This window comes from Halobacillus sp. 12SKB (assembly GCF_052941655.1).
Genome location: NZ_JBRFWR010000001.1, coordinates 1,627,857 through 1,647,757, shown reverse-complemented (window position 1 = coordinate 1,647,757; position 19,901 = coordinate 1,627,857). Strand labels below are relative to the sequence as shown.

Below are 19,901 nucleotides of genomic sequence, written 5' to 3'. Positions count from 1 at the left end.
TGCCCCTCCTTCTACTCTTTGACAGATCCGCCGAGAATGCCGGAGATGAACTGCTTTTGCAGCAACAAGAAGAAAATCATGATCGGCAGGGTAGACAACGTCGTCCCCATCATGACCTGGCCGTAGTCAATTCGTGACATCCCGACAAGACTGGAGAGCGCGACCGGCAAGGTGTACATTTCCTGGGATTGCAGGACGACGAGCGGCCAAATGAAGTTGTTCCACTGGAACATGAACAAGAAAATCGCAACTGCAGCAAGCGCCGGGCGCATGACTGGAAGGACGATGCGGAAAAAGATATGAAACTCTCCGGCCCCATCAACACGCGCAGCTTCAAGCAGGGAATCTGGAATCGACTGCATGTTCTGTCTCATAAGGAAAATGGCAAATGGATAAGCGACTTGTGGAAGGATGACCGCCTGGAACGTGTTCAACCAACCGACATTTCCGAAGATTTCAAACAAAGGAATCAACGTCACGTGATATGGAATCATGATCGCGACAAGCAACATGAAGAAAATCGCGTTACGTCCTTTGAATTTGAACTTTGCAAACGCGTAGCCCGCCGCTGTACAAACGATGGCGGAAATCGCAGTAAACGTCAGCGTAATGAACAAGGAGTTCCCCATGACGCGGATGATGCCCACGTTTTCATTCAGATTTTTAAAGTTTTCCCATCCATAGTCACCTGGCAGAAAGTTCGGTGGAACCTTGAAGATTTCCCCGGACGGGTTCGTCGCCCCGACAAACATCCAATAGAACGGGAAGACGGAGATGATGACTCCAATGAATAAGAAAGCGTATAAGAGTGTTTTTTTAAGCGGACTGACCTGTTGGTTCATTTATCTTCACCTGCCCATTTCATTTGTGCCCAGGAAAGGACCCCGATGATTAATACAAGAACGTATGCAATCGCGGATGCGTAACCGAAATCAAAGTAACGGAAACCATTCTGATACAAGTAGAGAGTGATCGTCAGTGTGGCATTGTTCGGGCCACCCTGCGTTAGAATGTAAGGTTCATCGAACAACTGCAGCGTTCCGATCGTTGATAATACGAATGTGAACAAGAAGATCGGTTTCAACTGAGGTACGGTAATATAAAAGAATTGACGAACTTTTCCTGCCCCGTCCATCTCAGCCGCTTCATAAAGAGAGCCGGGAATGTTTTGGAGACCGGCAAGGAAAATGACCATGTTGTACCCGGTCCAGCGCCATGTGATTGCCGCCATCAAAGCGACTTTAGCCCAGAATGGATCGGACAACCAGGCAATCGCCTCGATACCAAAAAGGGAAAGCACATAGTTCGCAAGGCCGTAGTTTTCATCAAGAATGATCATGAAGATGATGGAGGAAGCGACTAATGCCGTAATGGCCGGCATGAAGAAGGCTACCCTGAAAAAGCTCTTCATTTTGACCAGTTGAGAATTAAGAGCCACCGCAATGACGACGGCTAAGAACAACTGGATCGGAACTTGAATGAGTAAGATGAGGAACGTATTCCCGAGCGCTTTGTAAAATAACGTGTCCTGGAACAATCGAATGTAGTTATCCAGTCCGACAAATTCATACCCTGATCCTGCACGCGTTTGAAAACTCAATAATAATGACGAAATGACTGGATAAACGGTAAAGATCAAGAAGAAAGTAACGGCTGGAAGAATAAATAAGTACGGCACCGTTTTTGGTGTAATCCATTTCTTACGGGATTTTGGTTTTTGACTGGACGGACCTGGTTTCTTAGATGGCTGCTTGTTCGATTCGTGGTTGTCGTTTGCCATCTGTTCAGCATTCGTTTGACTCACAATGTTCTACCCCCTCAAAGATATTCGCTGGTTCTAAAAGCGCTTTCAAAATATTGCGTTTAGACTTTGTTAATTAATTTAATTTACTTAATAGTAACATAGCATCCTTCGTTTGTCTGCTCCATTTTCAGAAAAATTGCATTCATTTTCATTTCAATAAATGCCCCCGATTGTGAAAGACTCTAATTCGAGATGTTTGATGAGTGGATAGGGCTCCGGGAAAAGGTTCGCTTTCCATGGGGCGGGCGGTGAGCCTCCTCAGGCTGCGCCTTCCGGGGTCTCACCTGTCCCACACGTCCCATAGGAGTCTCACCGTTTCCCTCCGCCCTTTATTAATAAGTGTCTCGAAACCAATTCTGGAATAAGAAGCTTTCAAGCTTTATGGAAGTGTGGGCGTTAAACCTTTACCCTATGTGTATTTGGATTCTGAAAGCTTATTAGCGAACGCTTTATGATTATAAAATCGGAATAGTGGAAGGCAGTCCCTTTGAGCCAAGAAGGGTTCGTTTCACGCATACATCGAAAGGGGTGGTCGGGAAGCTGCGAGACTCCCGTGGGAATGGATTGGCTGGCGAGACCCCACAGGACGAAGTCCGAGGAGGCTTGCCGTCATCCCCACAGGAAAGCGAGTAGCTTCCCGACCATCCCTGACGCGCAACAAAGAAACGAAACCTAAAAACATCTCGATATCAAGTCTTCTGCAATCCGGCCATATACTTTAATAAAGGCACGAAAAAAAGGTCGATCCCCGCTTTGGGAGATCGACCTTTTATCGTTCTATTTTTTATAGGGAGTAAATTAATTGGCGCTGCGCCCTGTTTCACTTTCAAGCTTGTCAGCAGCATTTTGAAGCGCTTCTTCAATCGGCGTGCCATCAAGCAGAATGGATGCTTGCGTATCAGACATCGTATCGAACGCACGTGCATAATCAGCTGTGTAATTCGCTACAGGAATATCAGATACTTCATCCGCGAACAGTTGGAAAACAGGTTGGTTGTTAAAGAATTCGGATTCCTGACTGAAGTAATCTTCTTCATACGTTGTTTCCAAAGATGGGAAGATTCCTTTTTCTTTAAGTGCCGTCATCTGTGGCTCTATTTCTGTAGTGAAGTACTCAACAAATGCATACGCTGTGCTTTGGTTATCTGTTGAAGATGGAATCATTAGATCAGATCCACCAAGGTTGGCTGCGCGGTTGCCGCCTTCCTCAAATGCCGGCAAGTAGAAAACATCCCAGTTGCCGCTTTGATCAGGAGCCTGGTCCATGATCGTACCGGAATACCATACACCAAATGGAACGGTTGCCACTTCGCCGTTAACTGTTGCAGAAACGACGCCATCCCAACCGTTGTTGTTCAGGACAAGATCTTCATCATGCAGACGCTGGATCACGTCAAAGGCTTTTTGTGACTCTTCGGAAGCGACATCAATGTTCCCTTCCTCATCGAAGTAAAACGCACCTTGTTGGTTCATCATCATACGGTAAAGCGCATCGTCCGCTGCAACATCAATTGGAACCATTTTTGTTCCTGTTGCTTCTTGAATGGTTTTACCTGCTTCAATGTAGTCGTCCCACGTTTTGATATCATCCGGGTTTACGCCCGCTTCTTCAAAAATATCTGTACGATAGAAGACACCTGCAGGTCCTACATCCCAAGGAGCTGCAAAAAATTCTCCGTCTTCATTTTGTGTAACGGACTTTTTATATTCGCCAAATTTATCTGCGTGCTCATCATAACCAAGTTCAGAAAGGTTAGCGATCGCATCCGGGAATTGATCATGATAGTTGGCTAGACGATCGGACTCGACCATCACTACATCTGGAAGTCCATTTCCGCCGGAAGCTAGTCCTACGGTTAACTTTTCATAAACATCCAAACGGCCGATATCTTCCACATTCACTTCAACATCAGGGTATTGCTCTTTAAACCCGTCCACCGCAAGTTCCATTGATTCAGCAGCTACATTCCAGCCCCAAACGGTAATTTCGCCGGCTGGTTCTCCACCTTCTTCACTCTCACCAGAGGATTCTCCTCCTGTTTCACCGGAACAAGCAGCAAGTCCACCTGCCACAAGGCCAACCAAAAGAAAACTCTTCAACCAATTTTTCATTCTGTCTTCCTCCCCCTTATTTGATAGCGTTTTCAAAACTTAATAAAATAAATTAACTAACTAGTTATAAGGTAGCACAGAACCTTACAAATGAAAAGAGTTTTTTCAAAATTAACTCTTTTAAAAAGAGAGCTGTTCTATAATAGATGCGCTACGTAGAGCACTTAACCTAGTAACTTAGTAAAATAAATTTAATAAGTTACTTTTTGTGGTAAAATGGAAGTAGTACAACATAGTTGGAGGAATCGTATGAGCACGCACTATACTAGAGGCAGTTTTCAGTTGATGAAATCGATGAACCGCTCGATTATATTGAATATGATTCGCGAGCATGGGCCAATCTCCCGGGCGGATATCGCGAAGCAATCGAGATTGACTCCACCCACAGTCAGTAATATTGTCAAAGAACTGATCCAGACCCAATTTGTTATTGAAACGACACAGGGGCAGTCCAAAGGTGGGCGTAAACCAACACTACTTGAAATTAACGCCGATCATTTTTACATCATCGGCGTCGATGTAGGGACCTTCCATATGAACTTTGTCGTAACGAACTTATATGGAGAACTGAAGGATGTTGCGAAAAAAGAAATCCCTGCTTATCCGTCAAAAGAGGATATTCTTGAAACGATGAAAAGCGGCATTCGCGAATTTTTCACATCAGGGAAATGTGATCCGAAGAAATTCCTGGGCATCGGAATCGGTATGCACGGAATTGTGGATCCGATTGAAGGAGTCTCTCGTTTCGCTCCATCCTTCCAGCTCTACGATATCCCGATAAAAGCGGAGCTTGAACATGAGTTTGATATGATCGTCAAAGTAGAGAATGATGCAAAGGCCATGACGCTTGGTGAATATTGGTTCGGCAACGGAAACGATGCGGATAACATGGTCGGTGTCAACGTCGGGAACGGAATCGGCGCCGGGATGATGATCAAGGGCCAACTTTTCCATGGAGAAAACAATATCGCAGGAGAGATCGGTCACATCACGATCGACCTTTCCGGCCCGAAATGTACGTGCGGCAATTACGGCTGTCTGCAGACGCTTGCTGCCGGTCCAGCCATTGCAGAAAGAGCCCGCAAGGAATTGAAAACTGGGAAGCCATCTATGATCCGTGACCTTGTGGATCACGATTTTGAAAAAGTGGACGGAAAGCTTGTCTATGAAGCGGCCTGTGAGGGTGACGAGTTCAGTATTGAACTATTGAATCAGACAGGAAGGTTTCTCGGCATCGGCTTGACCAACTTAATCCATACATTGAACCCTAAACGGATTATTATCGGCGGGGGCGTTTCGAAGGCTGGGGACTTTCTGATGGATGGAATTAAAGAAACGATCCACTCCCGGGGCCTGACAAGTAAAGCGAAGGAAACGCATATCGTCCTATCCAAATTAGAAGAGCACGCATCAGCGATCGGGGCTTGCGTACTGATATTAGAAGAATTTTTCTCGAGATAAGAAAAAGAGCCTGCCAGCAGTTTACTACTGTCGGCAGGCTCTTTTTTATGGATTGGCCTGCATTTGCAGGACCATTCCTTCTAACACATGGATATTCCTTGCGTTATACCGGATTCCTTTGAAATCAAAAACAAGAATCTGGCTATCTTTCACATCGAGGAGTTCCTCATAATTTTTTTCGGCCACGATTTTTTGATAACTGATGGTCGCGATGACGTTTTTCCGAGCCAGATACACCTTCATTCCGTTCAATTGCGATCGGATTTTTTTGTCCGGCGGCTCTTCATCATAAAAATAAACAAAATGCAGTTCATTCTCCATAGAAGATGTAAACTGTTGGATCGATCTCTCTGTCGCATTCTGTGCACACCCTACTAAAAGACCCAAAACGAGCAACAGCCCCAACCACTTTCTCAATTTACATTCCTCCAAAAGAATAACTTATACCACTATATGCCGCACCCCTCCCTCGTACCACACCTTCCAGAAAATAACGTACCAGGTCATCCATATTCTGGATGACCTGGTACACCAATATTTACCATTTATATCTTATACTTCTCTCTTATTTATGGGAGAATTTTTACATGTATCTACAAAAATCGTATAATAGGATAGTAGTTTATAGAAAGAGGTGGGTGAATGGAACGCAGGGAATTGAAGAAAAAGAAAAGGCGTAAACGCAGACGTTGGAAAGTCCTCCTATTTGTAGTTGCACTTATATTTTTAATCGGAGGCGTTTATTTATATACCATCTATAATGAAGTTCGTACGACGGTGAACCAGGATTTACACGAAGATGTAACGTCCATCGATACAGATCAAACCAAAGAAAAAGTAGATAACAAGGAACCGTTAAACATCCTCCTTCTCGGTGTCGATGAACGGGAGAATGATGTTGGTCGTTCCGATACAATGATTGTCATGACGCTTGATCCGAGCAATGACCAAATGCAGATGGTCAGTATCCCGCGGGATACGTATGCAGAGATTGCCGGGGACGGACGAAAGACACGAATCAATCATGCCTACGCCTACGGGGGTAGTGACATGGCCGTAAATACAGTGGAAAACTTCCTTGATATTGAATTGGATTACTACATCAGAGTCAATATGGAAGGACTATCTCAAGTGGTCGATGCTGTGAATGGAATCACTGTCAATAACGACCGTGCTTTCAGCTCAGGTCCATTTGATTTCAAAGAAGGCGAAATAAAATTGGACGGTCGTGAAGCGCTCGCTTTCGTCCGCATGCGCAAAAATGACCCTAACGGAGACTTGGGTCGTAATGAAAGACAACGTCAGGTCATCCAGGGAATCATTGATAAAGGAGCGCGTCTTGACGCTGTGAACAAAGTCGGTGACGTCATGGATGTGTTGGGTGACAATGTAAGCACAAACATGCAGTTCGCGGATATGCGCAGACTCGTAACCAAATACAGCAGTGCCCGCAAAAATTCGACTACCTATCAGATGGAGGGAGAAAACTTCCGGGCTAACGGCATGTATTTGATTTACATGTCTGAAGAGGAAATTCAAAAAACGCATGACATGATCGTCAATTTCGGTTCTGAATAACACTAAGCCCCCTTCTCATAACGAGAAGGGGGCTTTTCATTTGAAGACAGGAAGCCCTGCTTAGGCCGCATCCTGGTCTTCCTTTTTTGCTGTATATTTTTTTATAGCGCGAATGATCCCAATAAAAACAAAATAAATGCCGCAAAACAGGAAGAAACCCAGCACGCTGACAAAGGCATCTGCAAACTCCATATTTCCACTGCCGGTGATTTTCTGCTGAATCTCAACTGCAAAAACAAAGACAAGTACCATCGCAAACGTAAATAAGAACGAAATGGCCGTAATGCTCCATTTTGCTATGGCATGGAAAAGGATATCCACGAAAATAAGGCCGATGATTCCAAGGATACCAATGACCCAGAAATGGAGGTCCTTATCTGTAAGATTCCACCCCATCAATCGCGTGAATTTCAAAATCACATCATGCCAAACATTGACTACATCAGCCAACAATAAAATAACTTCTCTCATTGCTAGTCCCTCATTCTCCCATCTCAAAAGCTAAAACAAATCACAAGATTAAACTAAAAATACCATAAGGAGAAACGGTTGTATATGTTTTCTTACAAATACTGTTAGACCTGGTCATCCATTTCATGGATGACCAGGTCTAACAGTTATTTCCATATCACACATACATATACCTCATCATAACGTGAGCAGCAAGCCTGCTCGTCATATCTCTGAAGTCTTTAGTAGGGTCGACTTCTACGATGTCCATCCCTTTGACCATAGGATGACGAGAAGCAATTGATACACTGTTTAGGAGCTCTCTTGCCGTCAATCCTCCCGGCCCAATAGCAGGACAACCAGGTGCATACGCCTGATCAACCGCATCCATGTCGACAGACAGATAAATGCAGTCGCATTTATCTTCCAATATCTGTATGACCTGGTCTGTTAGATTATGGATGCCTTCCTCTTCCACGTCGGCCATGGTGTAGGTGTGGATGTGGTGTTCTTTGGCATAGTCGGCGTAGGCTTTAGCGTTTGAGAAATCGCGAATGCCGACTTGGACGAGATCTTCGCCGCGGATGATTCCTTCTTCAATTAAACTACGAAAGGGGGTTCCGTTTGTCCGGCCGCCATCCTCAACATTTCGCAGATCATGATGAGCATCCCATTGGATGACTCCGATTCTCCCGTATTTCTCATGAAAGGCTGAAATACTAGGGAAACTCACTCCATGATCCCCGCCAAGCATGACATACTTGGAACAAGCTTCGGTGTCTATCATTTCTTTCACACTCGTCTTCAGCCGCTTCCGTGTTTCCTCGTTATCCGTCGGATGCACCAGGACGTCCCCAAAGTCCAACAACTGCACACCTTCATAACTTTTATCTTTCTCCCCTGAATACGTACTGTAAGACCCCAGCGCCTTTCTAATCGACCCAGGTGCTTCCGATGCGCCTGACAATGAAATAGAAGTTTTAGATAAAGGCAGACCGATAAGCCCTATATCCCCGGTTTTCCCAGGCTCGTAATAAGAAACCGTCTCATCAACTTTCGTCGTATGACGATCTTTGAATCTAGCATCCCTGCCCCGGTTGAGGTACTGAAAAGACACGAGCGCCCCTCCTCTCCCACACCTTTCTTCCACTCTTCCATACAGCCTTCGCATGATTAGCGGCATAGTGATAGGGGATGTACTTATAGTTCGGAACGTCCCACAGGACAACATCCGCTTTTCTCCCCACACTCAAACACCCGGCCACATCCCCTCTTCCAATCGCATGTGCGGCATTCACCGTGACACTATTCCATATCTCCTCCGGGGTCATCTTCATTTTTAATGCGGCAAGCGACATAATCATCTGCAGATTGTAGGTCACACAACTGCCAGGATTGAAATCAGTGGCGAGGGCGACGGCAGCTCCACGGTCGATCATTTTTCTAGCATTCGCGTAATGTTCTTTTCCTAAGTAAAAGGTTGTTCCCGGAAGCAGCACAGCGACCGTCTCCCCTTCAGCAAGGCTGTCGATTCCCTCATCAGAAGCTGCAACTAGATGGTCCGCCGATGCCGCGCCCATAGAAACAGCAAGTTCTGTTCCTCCAAGCGGATCGATTTCATCGGCATGTATCTTCGTTTGGAAGCCGAGTTCCTGGGAAGCTTTCATGAAACGACGGGACTGCTCAATGGTAAAGACACCTGTTTCACAAAAAATATCCGTAAACTCCGCCAGCCCATCCTCACTGATTTCAGGAAGCAGACGGATCATTTCATCAAGAAATGCTTCTTCCTTCCCCTTGTACTCCGGCGGAATCGCATGAGGACCTAGAAATGTCGAAACTAAATCGAGTATGCTTTCTTCGTTCAACCGTTTGACGACACGCAGCTGTTTCAACTCTGCCTCACGCTCAAGTCCATAGCCGCTCTTCGCTTCAAGCGTCGTCACCCCATGTGCTGCCATCTGCTCTAACGTCTGTTTTGCTTTTTCATAAAGCTCCGTCTCACTCTCCGCCCTCGTCGCTTCGACCGTTGATAAAATCCCGCCCCCTTGCTGCAAAATCTCCAAATAAGGGACCCCCGCCTGCTTCAATGCCATCTCATTTTCCCGCGACCCTCCGAAAACGAGATGCGTGTGCGGATCAACGAGACCAGGTGTTACAGTTTTTCCCAAAGCATCGACCCGCTCGCTGGCTTTTAGTTTTTGTCCTTCTTCGTTTGTGCCGATCCAGGCGACTTTGCCATCTTGAAAAGCTATGGCCATGTCTTCTTTTACTTCCAGCTGCTTCATCGCTTCCCCTTTTAATGGACCCTCAGCAGGTAAAATCAATTGTCCAATATTTTCAATGAGCGTATCGTACATCACTGCCCCCTCCTTTTCATCGGAATATCAATCTCATGCTTATCCGCTTCTTCGACTGCCTTCTCATAACCGGCGTCAGCGTGTCGGAGTATACCCATGCCAGGATCTGTCGTGAGGACACGTTCCAGTCTTTCTTTGGCGAGGTCAGTACCATCAGCTACAACGACCATTCCTGCATGAAGGGAGTAGCCCATTCCGACACCACCGCCATGGTGGAAAGAAATCCACGAGCCACCGGCCGCTGTATTAATGAGCGCGTTCAGCACCGCCCAGTCACCAACCGCATCACTGCCATCCAGCATCGATTCCGTTTCTCTGTTTGGTGAGGCGACCGATCCACAATCCAGATGATCCCTTCCGATCACCACGGGCGCACTCAATTCTCCTTTTCTCACAAGCTCATTGATTGCCATGCCCATCTTCTTCCGCTCCCCATATCCGAGCCAGCAAATCCTTGAAGGAAGGCCTTGAAACTGGACTTTTTCCTGTGCCATGTCAATCCACCTCAAAAGCTTCTCATTTTCAGGAAAAAGTTCTTTGATGAGCTGGTCAGTGCGGTAGATATCTTTCGGATCACCGGACAAAGCGGCCCAGCGGAATGGTCCTTTCCCTTCACAAAACAATGGACGTATATAAGCGGGAACGAATCCAGGAAAGTCGAAGGCATCCTCAACACCTTCTTCGAGTGCGACCTGGCGGATATTGTTCCCGTAATCGAAAACGATGCTGCCTTTCCTTTGGAACTGAAGCATGAGTTCTACATGTTTAGCCATGGACTTCGATGAAAGACGCACATATTCGTCAGGATTCTTTTTCCTTAAAACGGCTGCTTCTTCTAGCGAATATCCCACAGGCACATAACCATTCAGAGGGTCATGAGCTGATGTTTGGTCTGTGACAATATCGATCTCCAACCCATTTTGTAAAAGTCGTTCATGCATTTCTGCCGCGTTTCCTAAGAGAGCGATTGAAAGAGCCTCCCTATTTGCCTTCGCTTCTTTTGCCCATAAAACCGCCTCTTCCATAGAGTCTGTACTCACATCACAGTAGCCGGACTGAAGGCGCTTCGAAATCCGGACAGGGTCCACTTCGACAGCGATGACGACTCCACCGTTCATCGTAACCGCCAGCGGTTGGGCCCCTCCCATACCGCCAAGGCCTGCCGTCAGTGTAATCGTTCCTTTCAAAGAGCCTCCGAAATGTTCTTCAGCAAGGGACGCGAACGTTTCATACGTTCCTTGCAAAATGCCCTGTGACCCAATGTAGATCCAGCTGCCTGCGGTCATTTGGCCGTACATCATCAGCCCTTTTTGATCGAGCTCATGGAAATGCTGCCAATTCGCCCACTTTGGGACCAGCACGGAATTTGAAAGCAGTACCCTCGGCGCGTTTTCATGCGTTTTAAAAACACCCACTGGCTTCCCGGACTGGACGAGCATTGTTTCGTCCTTTTCCAGACGCTTCAACGTTGCAACGATCGCATCAAACGCTTCCCAGTCCCGTGCCGCTTTACCGATGCCGCCATAGACGACGAGTTCTTCAGGGATTTCTGCGACTTCCGGATCAAGGTTGTTGCAGAGCATCCTTAAGACCGCCTCCTGCTCCCATCCTTTACATTCCAACTGCAAGCCAGTTTTGGCTTTCACTTTACGAGTTGTCGACATATGTTTCTCCTCCTTCATGGACGGATCGCCATTTGTTCCAATCAAAAGCACTCTCCTTCAACCATTTCTCTGCGTTTTCAATATCCTTAGAAAACACCCGATCCTGCGTCACTTTCGGCACCACACTTCTTGCAGATTTCCAGAGTTCCTGGGCAAGTAACGATGCCCGCTCAATGCCCCTGAGCTCAAGCGCCTGCAGACTACAGATTAATTCGATCGCTACAACTTTTGCCACGTTGTCGATGACCATGGCCGCATGCCGGGCTGCGGTGGTACCCATGCTCACATGATCTTCCTGATTCGCAGACGATGGAATCGAGTCGACGCTAGCCGGATGGGCGAGTGTTTTATTTTCAGAAACTAACGATGCAGCCACATACTGTACAATCATCAAGCCTGACTCCAAACCCGGATTCGCACTTAGGAACGGCGGAAAATCATTCAACTGCGGATTGACGAGCCGTTCGATCCTGCGTTCCGAAATATTGGCCAGTTCACTCATGGCTATTTTCAAAAAGTCCATCGCAAAAGCGACCGGCTGGCCGTGGAAGTTCCCACCGGATACCACCACTTTTCCACCTTCTAAAAGCAGTGGATTGTCCGTCGCCGCATTCATTTCAATCGTCAATTTCTCCCGTACGTAATGAAGTGTCTGCCACGTGGCGCCGTGCACTTGTGGAATGCATCGCAAGGAATAAGCGTCCTGCACCCTTTTTTCTCCTTGAAAAGTGACGAGGTGGCTGCCGTTAATTAGGTGACGCATCCGCTCAGCCACCGCCATTTGTTCCGGATAGCCGCGCGCTTCATGGATGCTCGGATGAAAAGCATCCCGAATGCCTTCCAGTGCCTGCAGCGTAAGGCTTGCCACCCAGTCACACTGCAAGGCCAGGCGTTCTGCTTCGATGTAACTGATGACTCCGACAGCCGTCATCGCCTGCGTCCCGTTAATGAGCGCAAGGCCTTCTTTTGCCTTTAACGCTAGTGGCTTTAATGACAGCCTTTGCAATATATCCTTCGTTTGGTACCGATCACCTTCGAAAAAAACTTCTCCTTCCCCCATCAGGACAAGCGCCAAATGGGCGAGCGGAGCCAAGTCCCCGGAAGCCCCGAGTGATCCTTGCGAAGGAATGACCGGATGGACGTTCAGGTTAACGAGATCGCATAACCGCTGAACAAGCACTTCCCGGACTCCCGAATAGCCCTTCATGAGGGCATTTAACCGTAGTACCATCATGGCACGACTCACTTTTTCAGAAAAAGGTTCGCCCACTCCGCACGCATGCGAACGAATCAGATGGTGCTGCAGGCTGTCGACGTCCTCCGCAGCAATTCGGACATCACTCAATTTGCCAAAACCAGTATTGATGCCGTACACCGAGTGTCCTCTCGTCACGATTTCCTCTACGGTTTCTCTGCTTGCCCGGACATCGATCAGGCTGGTTTTGGATAAGCCAATTTTGGCATTCTCGAAACAGATCTTTTTCATTTGCCCAATCGATAAGTCTCTTCCATTCAGTTCGATCATCCACAATCCCCCTTTCACACGAAAAGATTCTGGTGGATTTTCTACAAAAAGAGGCGACAATGGCATAGGAAATACCATTGTCGCCCCCTCATCGCTCATGACTATAGGCCACCTATTCTTTATATATGATTGATACCGAGTCCAAATGTCTCATGTTCCAAACCTTTTACCGGTGCCCCGATCGTTCCGTAAAAAGCGACGGCGATCCACTCGCCTTCTTCGGATCTGTCATAAGCCTTTCCACGAACGACGGCAAAGCGAAGTCCAACGGTCCTCATCATGTTACCGACTCCGATTTGCCCCCGCGTCACGCCCTGCAAGGATTCTAAGATCGCATGATAAAGGGCATGCGTCTCCCTGTAGACGTTCTCTGCGATGATGCCATTCCGTTTGGCGGCGGTTTCGACTGCCGCAATGACTTTTTGGACTTCCATCGAACCCGCTTTCCCCTGGCAGTAATCCACCTGTTCGAACGCAGGAGCAAAAAGCTCTCTCTCATTCTCATCCAGCGAAGCGAGCAGCATCGCAAGCTTTCCTATTTTCACCGTCTGGGTCATACCATCTCCACCCTACTTATCACTAATAACTACTTAAATTGTAACCGCTTTCTTAATTGTCCGCAATACAAAAAAGATGACCTCATCCAAATGGACCAGGTCATACAGCATTTTCCATATTATTCAGTTTTAAATATAGCCTGTAGTACGCGGAGAATGCGAGAAAGGCGATGATGGATCCGGTGAAAATCGGGATGATCAGCGGGAAGATGTACAGACTGACAGCCAGAATGAATCCTGAACTGATGGCGACTGTCAAAAACAATACCGGACTGACAAACGTAAGCATAAACGCTTTTTTCAGCGCCGCTCCTACTTTCAAATCAAAATGGACAAGCGTACTGAATGTGTTAATCGTGTAAACAAACAGCAGGATTCCCAAGATCAGAAACAGATTCATGAGCAGAGAACTTGTCGTAGAAAAATAATAAAGATCGGCGGCGAGCACACTCCACAGAATGGTAAGAACGATTCCAGCTTTCATGCTGTTTTTGTAATTCTCTTTGTAATAGCTGAGGTAGGACCGATCAGCGGTTTCTTTATGATCTTTCCTCACCCAGTCGCGCGCCTTTGCAAACATGGCGGTTGTGGCGGGGAAAAAGATGAAAGGCAGCAAAAGGACAAGCGGCGGCAGCAAATACCACAATTGCTGTATGTCTCCCACGTTCAATAAGCTCAATAATAATAGTGCGACAGGCAGATTGAACACGGCCCACTGCAAGTTGGTCAATGCAAACTTACTGATCCATTCGCTGACCGCGTATAATCCTCCTCTGATTCCTGATGACTGTTTCATAATCTTCCCCTTCCTTTTATAAAAAACGCTAGCTCACAGAAAATAGTTATTAAAGTATATGGCAGGATTGTGGAAGACTTGATTTCGAGATGTTTGTGTGGATTTAGGGGCTCCGGGAAAAGGTTCGCTTTCCGTGGGCGAGTGATGAGCCTCCTCGAGCTAACGCTCTGCGGGGTCTCATCTACCACGCACTTCCCACAGGAGGCTCACCGTTTCCCTCCGCCCTTTACCATATGAGGTTCTCGAAACCCTTGTTATATTACCTTGCCTAAAACTGTTATAAATCCTGCTTAAACCGCTTTGATATAGGATTCTCAACCATAAAAGCTCCTATTGATGGAAGGGTGTTTCGAGAATTTCTTCCAGCAAGTGGGCGGAGGGGAATGGCGAGACTCCTGCGGGAAAAAAGTGCAGGGTGAGACCCCACAGGACGCAGTCCGAGGAGGCTCACCGCGCTCCCGCGGAAAGCGAGTTATTCCCCGCAGCCCCATCCACTCAACAAAAGTCTCGAAACTGAGTCTTCCACAATCGGGAGCTTATATGTAATCAACAATTCTAAAAGAAAAACCCCTCAAAAGTCAGAGGGGTTTTGCTGTTTCCAAATTAAGCCCACCACATCTCCGTCGCCGGTTCTTCAATCAGCACGGACTTCAAGTTTTTCACGGCTTGATTGAATCCTTCATTGATCGACATAATCGGATCTTCGTGCTCGATACTTACGACATGATCGTAACCATACGTACGAAGAGCACTGATGATATTGGACCATTCTTCAATTCCGTGACCGTAACCGACGGAGCGGAAACTCCATGCACGCGTCTGTACGTTTCCGTAATTCTGCATGTCTGTCAGACCGTACATGTTGACGTTATCCTGATCGATGTACGTGTCTTTCGCATGGAAGTGGTGGATGGCATTTTCTTTACCCAAAATCTTGATAGCCGCTACAGGATTGATGCCCTGCCACCATAAGTGGCTTGGATCAAGGTTCGCTCCGATTGCATCACTTGTCGCTTCACGAAGCTTCAACATCGTGTAAGGGGTGTGGACAAGGAACCCTGCATGCAGTTCAAGACCGACTTTTACGTTATGTTCTTCGGCAAACTTCCCTTGTTCTTTCCAATAAGGGATCAGTTTTTCGTTCCACTGCCATTCTAACACATCTGAATATTCCGGTGGCCATGGAGTGACCGGCCAGTTTGGAGCCGTATCGTTTTCGTGACCGCCTGGTGTACCTGAGAAGGTGTTCACAACAGGGACATCCATCAAGCTTGCCAGTCTTACCGATTTTACAAACGCTTCATGAGACTCTTCTGCGAAGGTTTTATCCGGTGAAACCGGGTTTCCGTGGCAGCTAAAAGCACTGATTGTAAGTCCACGGTCATGGACTTTCTTTAAGTACTCGTTTCTCTTCTCTTCACTTTCCAAGAGCTCATCAACGTTACAGTGAGCATTTCCAGGATAGCCGCCAGTTCCGATTTCGACCGCTTTCAAACCTGCTTCTTTTGCGTGGTCCAGCATTTCTTCAAAGGATTTATCGGAAAATAATACAGTAAAAACGCCTAATTTCATGAACAATCTCCTCCTGCTAGGTTTATAGTTTCACACTCGTACCTGTTTCACTGCTCTGATAGATCGCTTCCATCAGCTTCGTCACTTTCAACGCCTGCTCCGGCTTCACAACTAATTCGTCATTCCCTAAACAACTGTCGATAAAGTTCTCTGCCTGAGCGAGACCAGGGGTCGGATCGCCTTCACGGATCTTCGCTGTACTATCGAGCAAAGCGCCATATTTGGCTTGGTAGAGTTCAAACGGATAGACACTGAGGCCCCCGTCGACCCCAGAGATCGAAAGCGACGTGTGGTCTTCCTTAATGTTGGCCGCCCAGGAGCATTCGAACTGCATGGACTCTCCGTTTTCGAAAGTAATGTAACTGGTCACATGGTCATCAACGTTGAACGATTCATGATCGAATGCTCCCCAGTCATTGACCTGTCCCGGCGTTTTACTTAGACGGTCATAGGTACGTCCCATCACCTCGACAGGTTTCGGATCATCCAGAAGCCAAAGCGCAAGGTCGAGCAAATGACAGCCGAAATCGATCAAACTGCCGCCGCCTTGCAAATCTTTGTTGGTGAACACACCCCAACCTGGAACTTTCCGGCGTCGCATTGCCTGGACCCTCGTTACGAGAGGATCTCCAATTTCGTTATTGAGGATCGCTTTTTTAGCCAGCTGCGCTTCCGGTGTATAGCGGTAGTGGTAGGCAATCGATAAAAGGCGGTCATTTTTCTCGGCCGCTTTCATCATCGCTTCGCATTCCTCTGTCGTAATTGCCATCGGCTTTTCACATAACACGTGCACGCCAGCTTCAAGGGCGGCAATGGAAATTTCCGCATGAAACTTGTTCGGCGTACAGATCGTGACTGCATCGACCTTCGCAAATAGATCCTTATAATCTTTGAAAACATAGGGAATCTGATGGGCTTCGGCTACTTCTTCCGCTCGTTGTTCATTCACATCCTGAACAGCCGTCAGCTCCACTTTGTCTTTTAAATCAAGGAAAGAGGGAATATGCCGCCCTTGGGCAATTCCCCCTACTCCGATCATTCCCATTTTCAAGCGTGTCATTTCGTGACTTTCTCCAGGCTGCTGATCTGTCTCGTTTCGCCTGAGCGGAGGGCGCCGAGGATGACTTCCAGTGATTTCATACCTTCTTCTCCAGTGATGAGCGGCTCGGTATCATTCACAATGCTGTCAACGAAATGGTCGATGACGTGTGAATTCGATTGTCCGCCTTCTTCGTTGGATTGGATTTTACCAAGCTGGTAATTGACGATATCGCCATTCGTATATTGAGCGATCAAGGAGTATTCTGGATCGTCTTCAAGGCGAAGCGTTCCTTTTTCCCCGTAGATCACAGTAGAATTGTCTTCGTTCGGGTTGTAAGCCCAGCTCGCTGCCATTGTTCCGACAACACCGGATTGAGAACGTAGAATGCAGACGGCGTTATCATCGACAGTGATGTCTTTCTTGGCATTGTTCTCGATAAAACCTGCCACATCGACGAATTCTTCGCCAAGGATGTAGCGGAGCAAGTCTGCTTTATGTACTCCTAAATCACCCATGGCACCGATGAACGCCTGATCTTTCTTGAAGAACCAGCTGTCTTCTCCTTCTGCACTCCATCCTTCCGGTCCACCGTGACCGAAAGCCGTACGGAAGCTGTACACTTTTCCGATTGCCCCTGATTCTATTAGTTCTTTCGCCTTCACGTGAGACGGTACAAAACGTTGGTTGTGAGCAATCATCAATTTCTTTCCGTTCTTTTCAGCTGCCTGAATCATTTCCTCTGCTTCTTCTTTGGATGTCGCCATCGGCTTTTCACAAAGAACATGAGCACCGGCATTCAAAGCAGTAATCGAAACGGGTGCATGCAAATAGTTCGGCAGGCAGACGCTCACCGCGTCCACTTCTTCTTTCTTCAAAAGCTCTTCATAATCGGTGTAAAGAGTCGCACCGTGCACTTGCGCTACTTCTCTTGCACGTTCTTCAACAATGTCACATACGGCAGTGACCTCTACATTTTCATTCGCTACGTATTCCGGAAGGTGACGGTTTTGAGCAATACTTCCGCATCCAATTACAGCAATTTTCAATTGTGTCATAGTAAAAGCTCCTTTATGATTTAGTTGAAATTTCTTCTAAAGGTTGAGCATTTCCGTAAACAGGTGTCGGCGTTTCTGTGTTCTTCGCCCATTTCACACCATTACGGATGACGGTTTGTACTTCTTTGTTGTAATAGGTCGGATACGTTTCATGTCCCGGACGGAAATAAAAGACCTTCCCTCTTCCACGACGGAAAGTGGCCCCACTACGGAACACTTCTCCACCTTCAAACCAGCTGACGAAAATCAATTCTTCAGGTGTCGGGATATCAAAATGTTCGCCGTACATTTCTTCTTTTTCAATTTCGATGAACTCGCCGATGCCTTCGGTGATCGGATGGCTTGGATCAACGACCCAGATGCGTTCTTTCTCATCTGCCTCGCGCCACTTCAAGTCACAGGAGGTACCCATCAATTTTTTGAACGGCTTGGAAAAATGCGCGGAGTGAAGAACGACAAGTCCCATGCCTTCGAGTACGCGCTGCTTAACTTTTTCCGCAATTTCATCCTGCACTTCATCATGGGCTTTGTGTCCCCACCAAACGAGTACATCTGTTTCTGCAAGCACTTCATCTGTCAAACCATGTTCTTCCTCATCCAATGTCGCTGTTTTTACATTTTCATGGTCTTCCCCAAGGAAATCCGCGATCGAACTATGAATGCCCTCCGGATAAATATCAGCAACGACCTGGTTCTCTTTCTCGTGACGGTTTTCATTCCATACTAGTACGTTCATGTTCATTCCCCTTTTCTATAAAAATAAGCGCTTTCTTTCTGTGAAAAAATTAATCTGTTTGTTTGATCGCTTCCCTGGGGTGACAGGAATCTCGTTCGACGATGACCGTCGGGATGATCACACTTTTTTTGATCATGTCCGGCCGGTTCAATAAATCGATCAAGCTTCTGGCTGATTCATGGCCCAATTGAAACGACTGTGTATCTACTGTAGTTAGTGCGGGATTTGATAAACGGGCAATCATCGTGTTGTTGAAGCCGACGATGCTCATATCCTCCGGCAGCTTCAAACCTTTAGAGGTCAAAGCTCTCATAACTGTCAAAGCATTATAATCATCGGTGATGACAAGGCCCGTTGGTGGATCCTTTTCCTGCAGCAGTTCCTCTACCACTTGATCGGCATCCGCCAGTCCCGATTGGATATTTTTTTGTAAATTCTTGTCTTCCTCTAAATGACCATTCGCCAAAGCTTGTCGAAATCCTTCTAAACGGTCCCGGGCTACTTCAAAATGGTAGTCGCCTCCGATAAAGCCGATCCTCTCATGACCCAGTTGAATCAAATGGTCCGTCACTTCTTTACTTGCGAGGATGTTGTCATTATCTACAAACATCGTTTCACCTGCCCGATTCACAGGTTTACCGACCATCACGAAAGGAAAATTGCAATCCCGCAAGTATGGGACGACCTGATCATCTTCACGGGAGTACAAGACGATGACACCATCGACGCGCTTGCCCTGCACCATTTTGACAACTTCTTTAAAAATCGCTTCTTCCGTGTTGCCTGTCGTCAAATAAATGCTGTAATCCTCTTCATGACAGGCATCACTGATTCCTCTCAACAATTCTGAGAAAAAGGGGTTATCGAAAGAGTGGACGGTAGAAACTTTGGTTACAATGCCGATGGTCTGCGTCGACTGACTAACGAGGACACGGCCGTTGTAATTGATGTGATACCCCAGTTCCTCCATCACTTTTCTCACTTTCCGCTTCGTCCGTTCGCTGATCCGCGGACTATCGGATATGACTCTGGACACCGTAGAAGGAGCGACATTCGCAACTCTCGCCACATCTTTAATCGTGACAGACACGCCCATCGCCTCCTTTCCTCTCTTCATCTTTCATTTTTTAATTCAAACCCATTCCATGGATCGGAATGACCGATCACTCATCCCTCTTTTAGAAGGTAT

The 19,901-nt window shown here is 46.9% G+C and carries 18 protein-coding genes; 2 read left to right on the top strand and 16 right to left on the bottom strand.

The window, feature by feature from the left end:
• Positions 1 to 11 precede the first annotated feature (11 nt).
• The 3 genes from ACQ4XT_RS08040 to ACQ4XT_RS08030 all read right to left on the bottom strand — a co-directional run bounded on the left by ACQ4XT_RS08040 (position 12) and on the right by ACQ4XT_RS08030 (position 3,916).
• Positions 12 to 842, bottom strand: a complete 831-nt coding sequence (locus ACQ4XT_RS08040; RefSeq protein ID WP_160911015.1) for a carbohydrate ABC transporter permease — start codon at positions 840 to 842, stop codon at positions 12 to 14.
• Positions 839 to 1,804 carry a carbohydrate ABC transporter permease gene (locus tag ACQ4XT_RS08035; RefSeq protein WP_446853218.1) on the bottom strand — a complete coding sequence of 322 codons (966 nt, stop codon included), beginning with the start codon at positions 1,802 to 1,804 and terminating at the stop codon, positions 839 to 841. Before ACQ4XT_RS08035 ends, ACQ4XT_RS08040 begins: the two co-directional genes overlap by 4 nt.
• A 798-nt stretch (positions 1,805 to 2,602) precedes the next feature.
• The gene (locus tag ACQ4XT_RS08030) at positions 2,603 to 3,916 is read right to left on the bottom strand and encodes an ABC transporter substrate-binding protein (RefSeq protein WP_446853217.1); all 1,314 of its coding nucleotides are present in this window, start codon (positions 3,914 to 3,916) and stop codon (positions 2,603 to 2,605) included.
• A 249-nt stretch (positions 3,917 to 4,165) separates the two neighbouring features.
• On the opposite strand from ACQ4XT_RS08030, the gene ACQ4XT_RS08025 reads away from it, so the two are divergent.
• Positions 4,166 to 5,377 (top strand): ROK family transcriptional regulator, encoded by a 1,212-nt coding sequence (locus tag ACQ4XT_RS08025; RefSeq protein ID WP_446853216.1) that lies wholly within the window; start codon positions 4,166 to 4,168, stop codon positions 5,375 to 5,377.
• 45 nt (positions 5,378 to 5,422) lie between these two features.
• Here the strand turns inward: ACQ4XT_RS08025 and ACQ4XT_RS08020 are convergent, their stop codons facing one another.
• Complete coding sequence (locus ACQ4XT_RS08020) at positions 5,423 to 5,794, bottom strand: hypothetical protein (protein WP_446853215.1); 372 nt, start codon at positions 5,792 to 5,794, stop codon at positions 5,423 to 5,425.
• Between the two features lie 225 nt (positions 5,795 to 6,019).
• Between ACQ4XT_RS08020 and ACQ4XT_RS08015 the strand changes: the two genes are divergently transcribed.
• The gene (locus ACQ4XT_RS08015) at positions 6,020 to 6,955 is read left to right on the top strand and encodes an LCP family glycopolymer transferase (RefSeq protein ID WP_446853214.1); all 936 of its coding nucleotides are present in this window, start codon (positions 6,020 to 6,022) and stop codon (positions 6,953 to 6,955) included.
• Between the two features lie 60 nt (positions 6,956 to 7,015).
• Here ACQ4XT_RS08015 and ACQ4XT_RS08010 read toward each other — a convergent pair whose 3' ends face one another.
• From ACQ4XT_RS08010 to ACQ4XT_RS07955, 12 genes are all read right to left on the bottom strand, one after another.
• Positions 7,016 to 7,426 carry a hypothetical protein gene (locus ACQ4XT_RS08010; protein WP_446853213.1) on the bottom strand — a complete coding sequence of 137 codons (411 nt, stop codon included), beginning with the start codon at positions 7,424 to 7,426 and terminating at the stop codon, positions 7,016 to 7,018.
• Between the two features lie 157 nt (positions 7,427 to 7,583).
• The gene (gene hutG, locus ACQ4XT_RS08005) at positions 7,584 to 8,522 is read right to left on the bottom strand and encodes a formimidoylglutamase (RefSeq protein ID WP_446853212.1); all 939 of its coding nucleotides are present in this window, start codon (positions 8,520 to 8,522) and stop codon (positions 7,584 to 7,586) included.
• Positions 8,485 to 9,765 (bottom strand): imidazolonepropionase, encoded by a 1,281-nt coding sequence (gene hutI / locus ACQ4XT_RS08000; protein ID WP_446853211.1) that lies wholly within the window; start codon positions 9,763 to 9,765, stop codon positions 8,485 to 8,487. The genes hutG and hutI overlap by 38 nt, the downstream gene beginning before the upstream one ends.
• Entirely contained in the window at positions 9,765 to 11,429 is a 1,665-nt protein-coding gene (hutU, locus tag ACQ4XT_RS07995; protein ID WP_446853210.1) for a urocanate hydratase, read from the bottom strand. The genes hutI and hutU overlap by 1 nt, the downstream gene beginning before the upstream one ends.
• A complete protein-coding gene (gene hutH / locus ACQ4XT_RS07990) occupies positions 11,413 to 12,954 on the bottom strand; it encodes a histidine ammonia-lyase (RefSeq protein ID WP_446855621.1) in 1,542 nt (513 codons plus the stop codon). Before hutH ends, hutU begins: the two co-directional genes overlap by 17 nt.
• A gap of 119 nt (positions 12,955 to 13,073) precedes the next feature.
• A complete protein-coding gene (hutP, locus tag ACQ4XT_RS07985; RefSeq protein ID WP_446853209.1) occupies positions 13,074 to 13,511 on the bottom strand; it encodes a histidine utilization transcription antiterminator HutP in 438 nt (145 codons plus the stop codon).
• A 100-nt stretch (positions 13,512 to 13,611) separates the two neighbouring features.
• Positions 13,612 to 14,307, bottom strand: coding sequence for a YesL family protein (locus tag ACQ4XT_RS07980; RefSeq protein ID WP_446853208.1), 696 nt, complete (start codon positions 14,305 to 14,307; stop codon positions 13,612 to 13,614).
• Positions 14,308 to 14,910: 603 nt separating this feature from the next.
• Positions 14,911 to 15,879, bottom strand: coding sequence for a sugar phosphate isomerase/epimerase family protein (locus ACQ4XT_RS07975; protein WP_446853207.1), 969 nt, complete (start codon positions 15,877 to 15,879; stop codon positions 14,911 to 14,913).
• A gap of 22 nt (positions 15,880 to 15,901) precedes the next feature.
• On the bottom strand, positions 15,902 to 16,939 hold the full coding sequence (locus ACQ4XT_RS07970) for a Gfo/Idh/MocA family protein (RefSeq protein ID WP_446853206.1): 1,038 nt from the start codon (positions 16,937 to 16,939) through the stop codon (positions 15,902 to 15,904).
• Positions 16,936 to 17,976 (bottom strand): Gfo/Idh/MocA family protein, encoded by a 1,041-nt coding sequence (locus ACQ4XT_RS07965; protein WP_446853205.1) that lies wholly within the window; start codon positions 17,974 to 17,976, stop codon positions 16,936 to 16,938. The genes ACQ4XT_RS07970 and ACQ4XT_RS07965 overlap by 4 nt, the downstream gene beginning before the upstream one ends.
• Before the next feature lie 13 nt (positions 17,977 to 17,989).
• Complete coding sequence (locus ACQ4XT_RS07960) at positions 17,990 to 18,712, bottom strand: ThuA domain-containing protein (RefSeq protein WP_446853204.1); 723 nt, start codon at positions 18,710 to 18,712, stop codon at positions 17,990 to 17,992.
• Positions 18,713 to 18,761: 49 nt separating this feature from the next.
• Positions 18,762 to 19,829, bottom strand: a complete 1,068-nt coding sequence (locus ACQ4XT_RS07955; RefSeq protein ID WP_446853203.1) for a LacI family DNA-binding transcriptional regulator — start codon at positions 19,827 to 19,829, stop codon at positions 18,762 to 18,764.
• Positions 19,830 to 19,901 lie beyond the last annotated feature (72 nt).

What these genes read in the sequence shown, in the direction of transcription:
- ACQ4XT_RS08030 (WP_446853217.1), bottom strand. Translation starts at nt 3,916, where the DNA reads ATGAAAAATTGGTTGAAGAGTTTTCTTTTGGTTGGCCTTGTGGCAGGT.
- ACQ4XT_RS08010 (WP_446853213.1), bottom strand. Translation starts at nt 7,426, where the DNA reads ATGAGAGAAGTTATTTTATTGTTGGCTGATGTAGTCAATGTTTGGCAT.
- ACQ4XT_RS08040 (WP_160911015.1), bottom strand. Translation starts at nt 842, where the DNA reads ATGAACCAACAGGTCAGTCCGCTTAAAAAAACACTCTTATACGCTTTC.
- hutH (WP_446855621.1), bottom strand. Translation starts at nt 12,954, where the DNA reads ATGATCGAACTGAATGGAAGAGACTTATCGATTGGGCAAATGAAAAAG.
- hutI (WP_446853211.1), bottom strand. Translation starts at nt 9,765, where the DNA reads ATGTACGATACGCTCATTGAAAATATTGGACAATTGATTTTACCTGCT.
- ACQ4XT_RS08025 (WP_446853216.1), top strand. Translation starts at nt 4,166, where the DNA reads ATGAGCACGCACTATACTAGAGGCAGTTTTCAGTTGATGAAATCGATG.
- ACQ4XT_RS07975 (WP_446853207.1), bottom strand. Translation starts at nt 15,879, where the DNA reads ATGAAATTAGGCGTTTTTACTGTATTATTTTCCGATAAATCCTTTGAA.
- ACQ4XT_RS07970 (WP_446853206.1), bottom strand. Translation starts at nt 16,939, where the DNA reads ATGACACGCTTGAAAATGGGAATGATCGGAGTAGGGGGAATTGCCCAA.
- ACQ4XT_RS07980 (WP_446853208.1), bottom strand. Translation starts at nt 14,307, where the DNA reads ATGAAACAGTCATCAGGAATCAGAGGAGGATTATACGCGGTCAGCGAA.
- ACQ4XT_RS07960 (WP_446853204.1), bottom strand. Translation starts at nt 18,712, where the DNA reads ATGAACGTACTAGTATGGAATGAAAACCGTCACGAGAAAGAGAACCAG.
- ACQ4XT_RS07955 (WP_446853203.1), bottom strand. Translation starts at nt 19,829, where the DNA reads ATGAAGAGAGGAAAGGAGGCGATGGGCGTGTCTGTCACGATTAAAGAT.
- ACQ4XT_RS07965 (WP_446853205.1), bottom strand. Translation starts at nt 17,976, where the DNA reads ATGACACAATTGAAAATTGCTGTAATTGGATGCGGAAGTATTGCTCAA.
- hutP (WP_446853209.1), bottom strand. Translation starts at nt 13,511, where the DNA reads ATGACCCAGACGGTGAAAATAGGAAAGCTTGCGATGCTGCTCGCTTCG.
- hutU (WP_446853210.1), bottom strand. Translation starts at nt 11,429, where the DNA reads ATGTCGACAACTCGTAAAGTGAAAGCCAAAACTGGCTTGCAGTTGGAA.
- ACQ4XT_RS08015 (WP_446853214.1), top strand. Translation starts at nt 6,020, where the DNA reads ATGGAACGCAGGGAATTGAAGAAAAAGAAAAGGCGTAAACGCAGACGT.